Here is a 10503-nt window from a genome sequence, read left to right as displayed (position 1 = left end):
GCTGGAACAGAAGCCACAACTCATCCGGCACCAGCCGCTCAACAATCCCCACCACGACCGACAGCCTACCCAACGAGCCAAATGAGATGACTTCTTAGTGCCGGCGAAGATCGAGGAGGTGCGGTCGAAAGCGAAGCGCTGGTCGAGCGGGACTGGCTGGCCCTTGTGCCGTCGGGCCGGCTCATGCCGCGAGCGTCGTCCGTGCCTGCCGCGGCGACCTGACGGCCTGGCCGGCGGTGGTGCGGGCCAGGCGGCGGGCCATGAGTATGCTGGCCGAGAAGTGGATGAACGCCTCGCTGCTGGCGGGTAGCGTCTCGTAGTCCCCGGGCCGGACGCCTCGTGCGCAACAGCCACCCCAGAGTTCGTTCCACCACCCACAGTCTCGGCAGCACCACGAACCCCGCCATGTCGTCACTCCGTTTGACGAACAGGGTGAGCTGGAGTTTCTCCTTCGCCCAGGCGACGAGGGATCCGGCGTAGCCGCCGTCGGCCCAGACCAGGCTGATCTTCCGGAAACGGGTCCGCAGTCGGGGCAGCAGCAGACCGGCGGCCTGCCGGTCCGTGACGTCCGCGGCCGTCACCAGCACCATCAGGATCAGGCCGAGGCAGTCGGTGATGACATGCCGGCGCCTTCCGTTGATCTTCTTCCCGCCGTCGTAACCGCGCGTGGCGGACGGCACCGAGGCGGCGGCCTTCACCGACTGCGAGTCGATGATCGCCGCAGTTGGCTCCGCTTGCCGACCTTCGGCCTCGCGGACCTTCCCGCGCAGCCGGTCATGCAGCTCCCTGACCAGGCCGTTGTTCCGCCACCTGCGAAAGAAGGCATAGACGCAGTCCCATGGAGCGAAGTCGGCAGGAACGGAGCGCCACTTGATCCCGTGGCCGGTGACCTAGAAGACCGCATCCAGCATCTGCCGGTGGCGGTGGCCCTCCGGCTGACCATCCTGGCCCTCCAGCCGCGCCGGCACCGGCAACACCTCACGCACCACCGCCCACTCCGCGTCCGTCATGTCGGAGGGGTACCGCCACACCCGATCCGGCCGGTCAGCCGCATTCCCGAATCGGTGCGCGAGGCAATCACACGACAAGACACGGGAGTTGGACGGGATGAGGACCGTCACGCAAGACTGTAACAACAGGGCCTCCTGATATTCGAGTGGCGTCGCAACCCCGAGCTACCAAGGGCCCCTGTTCTCATGCATCCATCCGGCCAAGATCACCCGACCAGACACCCAGTTCGACCCGCACGTTCCATGATTGGTTGAGACGTAGCTCCCCCATTGGCGGGCGGGCTATCAATAGCCCGGCCGGCAATGGAAGCCGTTTGGAAAGGTGCGGGGTGGGGGTTTCAGTCCCTGGCCGCGACGATCGTCTGCGCGGTCCGTGCCGCTTGGGCCGCTATGCCCGCAATACTTGACGTAATGAACGGACCGCCCCCGGCGAGGTCTCCCACCACGTGCAGGCGCGGGTCAGCCGGAACCAGCCCACCGGCCGGGTGCAGCTCGGCGGAGCCGTCGGCCAGCAAGGCCGTGACCAACTGCCCGGCCCCCCGGGGGATCGCCCGCGGTGGCGGGTTCACGGCGTTGATGACGGCGTCGAAGGTGTGTTCGCCGTCGTCGCGGCGTACCCGGAACACGCCTTCCGCCGCCTCGATCTTGCGGACGCCCGGGGCGACGGCGAGTTGCCCGGAGTCCAACAGCCGCATCATGGTAACGGCGTTCACCGGGACCATCGGTGAGGCGACGCTCGTCGCCGCACGGAAGTGATGCCGCAGCCGCATGCGGTCGGGCTCGGCCAGCAGCCGCCACGCGTACGGGCCAACGCTGTGCGCTGTCTCCTGGAGGACCCGGCGGCCGATCCTGGAGTCGTCGACAGCGTCCAGTTGCGCCCGCAAGCGCCGGACCGGATCTTCGGTTGTGGTCGCCAGTAGGTCGGCCACGAAGGCTTCGAAGTCCTCTCCGGTCTCAGCCAGTTCGGCTCGCAGCAGCCCGATGAGGTCCTCGAGAGTGATGGCACCGTGCTGCCGGTGCAGCACCGCCACCCGCTCGGCGGTCACATGCTGCGGCCGGTGCTCAACCGGGCGCTGCCAGACGTGGGGCAGCACACCGCTGCGGGACAGCAGCGTGATCGGCCCGGTGTGCCCGCGCGCGGCGAGCGACACGACGATGTCGACCGCGGTCAGGCCGCTTCCGATGACGGCGATGTTGGTGCCGGGCGGGACCCGGTCGAGTGTGCGTGCCAGCGGGTAGGGATCGTCCACGAATCCGGAGGCGCCGCTGAGACCGTAGTGGTCTTGCGGCGTTCCCCCGCCTACGCACAGAGCCACGTGGTCGGCTTCATACCCGCGTCCATCCTCGGTTCGCAGCGACCAGTTGGCTCCGGACCGGGCTATCCCGGTGACGCGGGTGGTGACGATGCGCACCCGCCAGCCGCCTGCGCGCAGGGTGGCCAGCGCCGTCTCGGCAGTGTGTGCCAGGTACTCGCCGTAGAGCGCGCGCGAAACCAACGGCTGTCCCAGCCGTTCATCGAGGTGCGCGGCGGCGCGCGAGTCCAGCCAGGCCGCGTAGTGCCCGAAGTCCAGGTGGCGGATCGACATGATGGCCGGTGGTGCGTTGACCCGCACTGTGTCCAGGTCAGGGCCGTACGGGCGGCCTCGCCAAAGATGCGGGGACGGCTCGAGCACTGTGATGGCGCCAGGGCTATCGGCGGTGGCCGCCAGCGTGTCCAGCAGGCCGACCGCGGCAGCACCCGCTCCGACGATTGCGATGTCCATGTTCTTCCCCTCGAGTTACGGGCCGCCGACAGGAGCCGCGGCCTCTTCGAGCCTCGCCGCCGTCGGTGCCGAGCCCCATCCCCAGTGAGCGGTGAAACCGGCCGGGAATGACCCCCTCAAACGGGGGGTTGGTGCAGGACAGGAGGGCGGGCAAGCTGGCCTGCATCCAGATCACGGGGGAGTTCCATGTCCTATGCGCGCCGCCACGCCGAGGTGCTGTCAGGTCACGCCAAGGTGCTGTCGGGTGCGGAGCGGGCCACCGACACCCGCGAACTCTTCAGCCGGATGTCCGCCAAGCTGCGACGGCTGATGCCGTTCGACTCGGCGGTATGGGCGGCCACCGACCCGGAGACCGGTCTCATCACCGCGCCGATGCTGGTGGAGAATCTCGGCTCTGGTGAACGGTGCGCGGAGTACTGGGAAAGCGAACTCCTGGAGGAGAACGTCCTGCCGTTTCGGGACCTAGCCCGCGCCGCCGTCCCGGCGGCCGGTCTGCGCGCGGCCACTGGCGACCTGCCCGCGCGCAGCGCGCGCTTCCGCCGGCTGCTCGGAAGCCAGGGCGTGGACGACGAACTACGGGCCGTGCTGCGGGTCGGCGACCGGCCATGGGCCGTGGTGAGCCTGTTCCGCATGCGAGAGGGCGCCCCCTTCGGCCCGGCCGAGACCGCGCTGCTCGCCGGTCTGTCCGCTCCGCTGGCCGCGCAGCTGCGCCGGCTCGCCCGCCCGTCCGCGTCCGACGGCACAACCGGCTCACCCGCGCCCGGACTCGTGCTCTTCGACCCCTCCGGCGAACCGACATCGATCAACGAGGAGGCACGGCAGCATCTTTCGCGGCTCCCTGAAGGCCCTTCCATCCCCTCACAGTTGGGCCTGAGACTCCCGATCTGGGTGGTCGCAACCGCGCTACAGGCTCGCGCGATCGCCCAGGGCCGCGACCGGGCAGGCGGCGCGAGGACGCGCATCCGAACCGTTGACGGCCACTGGCTGACCTGCCACGCCTCCTGTCTCAGCGGCCCCGCCGGGCAACCCGGCCCCGTGGCCCTCGTCATCGAGCCGACCGCCGCCGCCGACCGGGCGGTCCTTGTCGCCGAGGCGTACGGGCTGACGCCGCGCGAGCTGGAGATCACCCAGCTCATCACGCGCGGGCTGCCCACCACCGAGATCGCTGCGAGGCTGTTCATCTCCCCGCACACCGTGCGCGACCACGTCAAGGCCGTCTTCGGTAAGACGGAGGTCTCCAGCCGCGGCGAACTCGTCGCGCGATTGTTTGCCGAGCACTACCGGCCCGTGTGAGCGCACCACCCCTCAGACGTCGAAGCGACGGCCGGGAGTCTCAATATGACCGAGGTACAGGATGAGCCATGTCGTGGACCTCTCCTCTCGACCAAAACCATGCCTGACCAGCAGAAGTCAAACCACGATGTTCGGTTGAGATACGGCTTCTGACCTGGAAGCGGTGCGTCGTGGGCAGGCGGTTGGCGACGCGTGTCAGGGGTTGCTGAGCATCCGGCCGTCGCGTTCTGAGTACGCGCACTCATCTCCCGGCGTCGCCGGCGTTCCAGACTTGGTGCGTCACCACAGGTCAGCGCCAGGGAGTCCGACATGTTCGCAGTATCCGCACGCCAGAGGACGGCTGTGCCGAACAGGGCCCTCGTGGTGGCCGCAGCGGTCCTTTGGGCCGTCGCCGGGTCGACAGTGGGATTGATCCTTTTCGTCGTGGCCGCGCTCATCCTGTTTGGCGCGGCGACCGGTGGGGACATGACCGAACTGGTGCTCTGGCCGGTGTGCATCGTCGGTGGCGCGGGCATGGTCTTCACCCTGCTCTACTTCGCCCCTGGCGTCCGGCGTCTGTCGCGCGAGGCCCGCTTCACTTTGCTGGGTGCCCTGGCCTGCCCCGCGCCGCTGGCCTTGGTCATCTACGTCATGACCCACTGAGCGTGCGGAGCGGACACTCCATCGGGCCGGAGGCCCGAACCCGGTGAAACGGGGTCACTCGGGTCCGTAGAGCGGGCTGTTTCGGGTGGAGGTGGAGCGCAGCGGAACCCGAACCCGTCCGGAGCGAAGGACCGGAGTGAAGGGCCGGCCTTGCTTGGCGAAGCCGGGCCCGTCCTGTGGGCCCTGTGCACGTATGCCCCCGACAGGATGGCCGTCTTCGACGTAGAACTCGGCCACACCGACCCGCAGTATGTGGTGCCGGTCAGGGGTCTCGTCCGGGTGGACGGCCCGCCCTCCGGATCCACGACACCTACTGAACCCTCTGATCCGGGGCCCCGCCCGCGGCTCCGCGTGAGGTAGCCCGCACAATCAGTGCTCGGCACGATCCACAGGGGGACGCGGCAAATGAACAGGCGTACGGCGACGGTCGCACTCATCGGCACGGCGTTGCTTGCGGGTACCGCCGGCTGCGGCACGGGCGGCAGCCCGGTAGGGGCTCCGGGCCCAACCGCTGAGCAGCTCACGTCCTACATGCTCGCGCCGGGCGCCAGGGCCGGCCGGTACGAGGCCTCGGTACCGGTGCTCGACGAGCCGTTCAGCGAGATGTACGAGGCCTCGCCCGAGGTGTGCACCCCGCTCAGCACCCTCCGCGGAGCCGGGCACACCGCGCAGGCGTATACCAAGGTGGAGGTGCCGGGCGAGTGGCAGGAGGTGGACACGGACGTCCTGCTGCGTTCCTACCCGGGCGAGGGTGCGGCCGCGGCGATGAAGTCTCTGGCCGAGGCGGGCCTGAGGTGCGCGGCTGGCTATACGGAGGACCGTGCAGTCGTGGAGGGGAAGGTCATCGAGGTGAAGCCGGTTGCGGCGCCCTCGCTCGGTGACGAGGCCCTGGCCTACCGGATCGTGGTGCAGGACGTGAAGGAGAAGGATGTCTCCCTGCACAAGTACCTGACAGTGATCCGCTCCGGGGCGGTGACGCTTTCCTTCCGCTCGGACATCCTCGACGTCAAGGACTTCGGCGGGGTGCCGGCGGAGGTGGTGACGGCCCAGTGGGAGAAGTTCACGAAGGTCTCTGGCGCCGGGTCGTAGTGAGAGCACAGAACACCGACTGCTGCGATGATGCGCTGGCTGCGGATCCAGTGGGGGTGCGTAGCGGACACCCCATCGGGCCGTAGGCCCGGTCCCCGTGGAACGGGGTTATCCAGGCTGGGGGAGAGGTTCGTTCGTGAGGGAGTTGCTCCGCAGACATCCCGAGTCGGTCCGGGGTGTGGGCGGAGCGATTCTTTGGTGCTGTTCTGGTCGTGATTGCCGATCTGTGCGGGGTCGTGGTCTCGACTGCTGTCCCTCAGCTAGGGGTCTGGAGCACGGGTCCGGTCCCGACGGCCGCGTACAGGACAAGGGGGAGCTCCTTGTCGGCTTGGCCGAGGGCGAGTCCGAGCCAGTGGGTACCGTTGGGGAGTGGCCAGGCGCGCATGTTGGTGGCGTGCTGGCTGAGGTACTCCAGTGGTTCGGGCGCCTCCTTGCCGTCGAAGCCGGCTGTGAGCCAGGCCCAGAGGTCGACGACGAGGGGGTCGTTCCAGCGTGCCGAGAGTGTGCGGGTCAGGTCGTCGAGGCAGGCTTCCAGCTCGGCATGGGCCTGCTCCCAGGCCCGCCTGTCGTCGTGCCAGAAATCCTGGCTGATCCGTAGGTACCGCACTTGGTGGCCGGGGCCGGCGTAGCCGGTGGCGTCGGTGGTGGCGGTCGCGGGGAAGGGCAGCGCGAGCAGTTCGTCGACCATTGGGAGGCACTGGTTGCATGGGTCGGGGGTGGTCATGAGCGCAGTGTGGGCGCCGACACAGATACTGCCGGTGCGATCGCCGGCCCGGGCTTCGCCCATAGGGGGAGGTGGCGAGCCGGTCCAGGCAAGCATGGGCCTGGTCCTTTTCCCGGCCGCGGTGGAATCGTCCCCAGCCGCTCAGCTGGAAACCCGGGCCGCGATCGTCTGCGCAACTTGGGTGGGCGAGAGGTGAGTGGTGTCGATGACTTCGGCTTCTCGCCGCAGCCAGGTAAGGGCGTCCTGGTAGCGAGGGATGTGGTCCAGGCGCCATTGGCGAGCACCGGTTTCGACCATGTCGCTCTCGATGCGCTGGGCCAGCGTGTCTGGATCGGTGTGCAGCACGTAGTGCCGCACCGGAATGCCGGCCTTCGTCAACCCGGCGTGGATCTCTTCCCAGTACTGCTCGACCAGCACCGATTGAGGGATGACGAGCACTCCACCAACGAAGTCGAGGAGCTGCGACGCGGTCTCCACGACCAGACCACGCCAGGGCGGCCATTCCTGGAAGTCCTTGACGGGAACGGAGTTGAGGACGTGTCGCAGCATGAAGCCGACGGTCTCGGAGTCGAAGACCCTTGCATCTGGAAGGAGCGCGGCAAGTTCCTTCGAGGTCGTCGTTTTGCCGGCGCCGAAGGTCCCGTTCAACCAGATGATCATGCCGGTGACCTTACCCGCGAGGACGGAACACCTGTCGGTGTCCCGGAGAACACCGGTCTGCGGAGTATTCCAGCTCACGCGCCACGAGATTCAGGGGCGCTCAGCGTCTCCCTTCGATGGCGCGGCGGTCAGGGTGCGGAGGCGGCGGATCTCGCCGTAGGCGGTCTCCGGTTTCCGGGTGAGATCAGCGACCTGGTCGCGAAGTTGCCGGTTGCGTTTGAGAGCGGTCTCCAGCCTGCGTTGCAGGGAGGCGTCCGTGGCTGCATGCCGTGGGCTCCCGTGTGGGGCAGGGGGGCCGTGGAAGCAGCCCCAGACGATGGGTGGCTGACGCTGGCGGCGGTGGAAGAACCGTCGGGTCTCGCTGGCGAGTTGGGCCTGGCTGTGTGCTTTGCAAGCTGATCAAGGTCCTGTGTACGAGCAGAAGTTCGATGGTCACCGGGCGCTGTTGTTCACCCCGCCGGTGCCGGGCGGTGGCGTGTTGCTTCAGACCTGGCGGGGATCGTTGATTCAGGACCGATTCCCCGACCTTGTCGCGGCGGCAGTCGAGCAGCTGCCCGCCGGCCTGGTCCTCGATGGTGAGCTGCTCGTGTGGGATCCCGAGGCGGGTGCGCTCAGCTTCGAGGGGTTGCAGCGCCGGGCCGCTGCCCGTTCCCGCTCCGCGGCCACCCTCGCCGCCCGACTGCCGGCCTACTACGTCGCCTTCGACGTCCTGCAGGCCGACAGCCAGGAGCTGCTCCACCTGCCCTACCGGGACCGCCGCACACGCCTTCAGGCCCTCTTCACCGACCAGGCCCTGACCGCACCGTGGACGCTCTGCCCGATGACCACGGACCTTGCGACCGCGCGGGAATGGCTGGAGTCCTGGACGGATGTGTCCGGCGTGGAACGGATTCTGATCAAGGGCCAGGGCCAGCGCGACCTTCCTGGATATCGGGGTTGGACCAAGATCAGAAGACGGGACACCACCGAGGCCGTCATCGGCGCCGTCACCGGCACTCTCACCCGCCCGCAGCTCCTTGTGCAAGGCCGAGGTGCGCGACCTGGCGGTCGAACTCGCAGAGGAACTTGTCGATGCCCGCGCCGGAAGCGGCAATGGTGCGCAGCAGGGAGCGGTACTGGCTCATGGCAACAGCGGCCTGGAAGCCGTGGCCCATCACATCGCCCATGACCAGCAGGGTGCGGGAGTCCGGCAGGGGAATCGAGTCGTACCAGTCCCCGCCCACGAGGACGCTGCGGCCGGAGGGGAGGTAGCGGGCGGCCACTTCCACAGCGGGGTGGGGGGCGCGGGGTTCGGACAGCAGAGCCCGCTGGAGTTCCAGCGCCATGGTGTGTTCGTGGCTGTAGCGGCGCGCGCTGTCGATGGAGACGGCGGCCCGGCCGGCCAGCACCTGGAGCGTCACGAGATCGTCGTCGTCGCAGGGCTGCGATGCGTCGGCTCGACCCAGAAGGACGACGCCGACCGGGCGGCCTGCCGTGATCAGCGGGGTGATGAGAAGCGAGTGGATGCCGGCCGCCCGGAAGATCTTTGTCCGTTTGGGGTCCACGGTCACCTTCTGGAACAGCTCGTCCGAGGCCAGGTTGCCCAGCCATGGCCGCCCGCTGTCCAGGCACTGCCGTGTTGCGACGCCACGGGGAACGTCGACGTACGGTCCCGGTCCGCCAGCTGGTGCAGCACCCATTCCATCCCAGGGGGGTGCTGAGCCCCTGACCTTGCGCAGCCGCAAGAAGCCGGGAGGGGGTGGGGGAGCGCCGGTGAACTCCTCTTCGACGATCCCCACCGCGGCCATGTCGGCGAGCGAGGGGGCCAGGAAGTCGACCAGCTCCTGGCACGTGGTTTCGATGTCGAGTGTCGTCGTGCCGACGCGCTCGGCCGCGGCATCCAGCAGGGCAAGCCGCTGATGTGCGGCCTCCAGGTCGTCCAGATAGCGGCGCAGATTGCTGATCTCCACGCCAATCCCGCACAGACCCGCGTCCCGTCCCGGTAGATCCACCCGGTGATAGACCGCGCACCAGAGCCTCTGCCCCAGCGGCGAGGAGACCTCTGTCGTTCCGGCGATGGTTGCCTCCCGAAGCTGCCCGTCTGCGAGTACCTCGAACAGGACGTCGTCCGGGCTCTGGAGATCCGGCAGCACTTCCCCGAGTGTTCGTCCCAGGAACGGAGTGGCGGGCACGCCGCTGACCTGTACCCATGCCGGGTTGACGTACAGATGGCGCAGCTGCGCGTCGAGAACGACGATGGGGGCCAAGGTCCCCTCTACAAGCTGACGTGCCGGAAGGCCATCACCCTCCGGTCCGTGAGCCGCTCGGCGCCTATCTCGTGCGGCCGGACCGGAAGAACGAGCGGATCCGGCACGGCGGGATCGCCCACGTCCGACAGCGCATCCGGCCGTCACCGACACCGTCGAGGCCGGCGAGCAACACGGAACCAGCACCGACGCCGGAGTATTCGCCCGCAGCGGGGGACTCCTCGCCCTGGCCGCCGGCACCCGGCAGATGAAGGCAGACCGACTCGAAGGCATCAGTCCAGGAGGCGGCCCCCTGGCCTTTTGCCGCGCCCCCTGCACGCTGAGGTCGGCGAGCGCGGCGAGCTGGGTGGCGTCGAGTCGGTCGCGGCGCTGGCGTTGGTCGGCCACCCGCACCCCCGTCCGATGCGGCCCATCCGGAAGTGCTCGACATTGGCGTCGTCGATGATGTGCCCATGACCGACATCGATCAGTTGCTGGAAGACGTGGCTGCGAAGGCGCCCGAGGCCCTGCCCTTCGAGGGTGCCTGCCTGCTCGCTCCCGCGAGCGCGGAGGAGGTCGCACGGGCCGAGGCCGCCTTGGGGTTCACACTGCCCCCTCTGCTGGCCGGTCTGTACACCCGTGTCGCCAACGGCGGATTCGGCCCCGAGTCCGATCTGTTCCCGCTGCTCGACTCCGTCTCCAGCTACCTGGCCAGGCGGTCCGGCGGCCAGGCGGACGGCTGGGCCTGGCCGGAGGGCGTGCTGCCCATCGTCGACTGGGGCTGCTACATCCTCGCGTGCGTCGACTGCCGCGACGACGACGCGGCCGTGCTGCTCTTCGAACCCAATGCCGCTCTACCGGAGTTCGCCTGGTACGTCGATGCCCCCAGCCTCGTCGAGTGGCTGCGCGGATGGCTGGAGGGCACGGGGTGGTGGTACTGCAACGCGGAAGAAGAAGAGGACATGGCGCTCTGGCCGTACTACCGGGTCCGCACCGGCACCTGCTAGGGCCTGTGTGATGTCGTGATCAGTTCCTGGCTTCTGGCCTCTTCGCGAGGTGGAACCCAGTAGGACTGTGGTCGTGACGCGTAGGCAACT

Annotated in this window: 9 protein-coding genes and 1 pseudogene; 5 read left to right on the top strand and 5 right to left on the bottom strand. The window is 68.6% G+C overall.

What is annotated here, in order from left to right; genetic code table 11:
* Positions 1–65: 65 nt before the first annotated feature.
* Positions 66–875 carry an IS5 family transposase gene (locus ACFWBN_RS39135; RefSeq protein ID WP_385186459.1) on the bottom strand — a complete coding sequence of 270 codons (810 nt, stop codon included), beginning with the start codon at positions 873–875 and terminating at the stop codon, positions 66–68.
* 473 nt (positions 876–1348) lie between these two features.
* Entirely contained in the window at positions 1349–2773 is a 1425-nt protein-coding gene (locus tag ACFWBN_RS39130; RefSeq protein WP_385186453.1) for an FAD/NAD(P)-binding protein, read from the bottom strand.
* A gap of 186 nt (positions 2774–2959) precedes the next feature.
* On the opposite strand from ACFWBN_RS39130, the gene ACFWBN_RS39125 reads away from it, so the two are divergent.
* The 3 genes from ACFWBN_RS39125 (at position 2960) to ACFWBN_RS39115 (ending at position 5797) form a co-directional block, all read left to right on the top strand.
* A complete protein-coding gene (locus tag ACFWBN_RS39125) occupies positions 2960–4066 on the top strand; it encodes a response regulator transcription factor (RefSeq protein WP_385186450.1) in 1107 nt (368 codons plus the stop codon).
* Between the two features lie 309 nt (positions 4067–4375).
* The gene (locus ACFWBN_RS39120; protein ID WP_385186446.1) at positions 4376–4708 is read left to right on the top strand and encodes a hypothetical protein; all 333 of its coding nucleotides are present in this window, start codon (positions 4376–4378) and stop codon (positions 4706–4708) included.
* Between the two features lie 405 nt (positions 4709–5113).
* Positions 5114–5797: a hypothetical protein gene (locus ACFWBN_RS39115; RefSeq protein WP_385186443.1), complete on the top strand. Its 684-nt coding sequence runs from the start codon at positions 5114–5116 to the stop codon at positions 5795–5797.
* A 256-nt stretch (positions 5798–6053) separates the two neighbouring features.
* Here the strand turns inward: ACFWBN_RS39115 and ACFWBN_RS39110 are convergent, their stop codons facing one another.
* Positions 6054–6521, bottom strand: a complete 468-nt coding sequence (locus tag ACFWBN_RS39110) for a hypothetical protein (protein ID WP_385186440.1) — start codon at positions 6519–6521, stop codon at positions 6054–6056.
* Positions 6522–6662: 141 nt separating this feature from the next.
* A complete protein-coding gene (locus tag ACFWBN_RS39105; RefSeq protein WP_385186437.1) occupies positions 6663–7181 on the bottom strand; it encodes an AAA family ATPase in 519 nt (172 codons plus the stop codon).
* Between the two features lie 409 nt (positions 7182–7590).
* Here ACFWBN_RS39105 and ACFWBN_RS39100 point away from each other — a divergent pair.
* Positions 7591–8118, top strand: a pseudogene (locus ACFWBN_RS39100) (ATP-dependent DNA ligase); the annotation flags it as partial.
* Positions 8119–8179: 61 nt separating this feature from the next.
* Here ACFWBN_RS39100 and ACFWBN_RS39095 read toward each other — a convergent pair.
* Positions 8180–9700, bottom strand: a complete 1521-nt coding sequence (locus ACFWBN_RS39095) for a SpoIIE family protein phosphatase (protein ID WP_385186456.1) — start codon at positions 9698–9700, stop codon at positions 8180–8182.
* 179 nt (positions 9701–9879) lie between these two features.
* Between ACFWBN_RS39095 and ACFWBN_RS39090 the strand changes: the two genes are divergently transcribed.
* Positions 9880–10413: an SMI1/KNR4 family protein gene (locus ACFWBN_RS39090; protein WP_385186433.1), complete on the top strand. Its 534-nt coding sequence runs from the start codon at positions 9880–9882 to the stop codon at positions 10411–10413.
* The last annotated feature ends 90 nt before the right edge of the window (positions 10414–10503 follow it).

The sequence above is a fragment of the Streptomyces sp. NPDC059989 genome, assembly GCF_042736975.1.
Taxonomy (GTDB): domain Bacteria; phylum Actinomycetota; class Actinomycetes; order Streptomycetales; family Streptomycetaceae; genus Streptomyces.
The sequence above is the reverse complement of the archived record's forward strand: the minus strand, read 5'-3'. Positions and strand labels throughout refer to the sequence as shown.

Coding starts and splice junctions, on each gene's coding strand:
- ACFWBN_RS39130 (WP_385186453.1), bottom strand. CDS start 2,773: ATGGACATCGCAATCGTCGGAGCGGGTGCTGCCGCGGTCGGCCTGCTG.
- ACFWBN_RS39125 (WP_385186450.1), top strand. CDS start 2,960: ATGTCCTATGCGCGCCGCCACGCCGAGGTGCTGTCAGGTCACGCCAAG.
- ACFWBN_RS39120 (WP_385186446.1), top strand. CDS start 4,376: ATGTTCGCAGTATCCGCACGCCAGAGGACGGCTGTGCCGAACAGGGCC.
- ACFWBN_RS39115 (WP_385186443.1), top strand. CDS start 5,114: ATGAACAGGCGTACGGCGACGGTCGCACTCATCGGCACGGCGTTGCTT.
- ACFWBN_RS39110 (WP_385186440.1), bottom strand. CDS start 6,521: ATGACCACCCCCGACCCATGCAACCAGTGCCTCCCAATGGTCGACGAA.
- ACFWBN_RS39105 (WP_385186437.1), bottom strand. CDS start 7,181: ATGATCATCTGGTTGAACGGGACCTTCGGCGCCGGCAAAACGACGACC.
- ACFWBN_RS39095 (WP_385186456.1), bottom strand. CDS start 9,700: ATGCCTTCGAGTCGGTCTGCCTTCATCTGCCGGGTGCCGGCGGCCAGG.
- ACFWBN_RS39090 (WP_385186433.1), top strand. CDS start 9,880: ATGACCGACATCGATCAGTTGCTGGAAGACGTGGCTGCGAAGGCGCCC.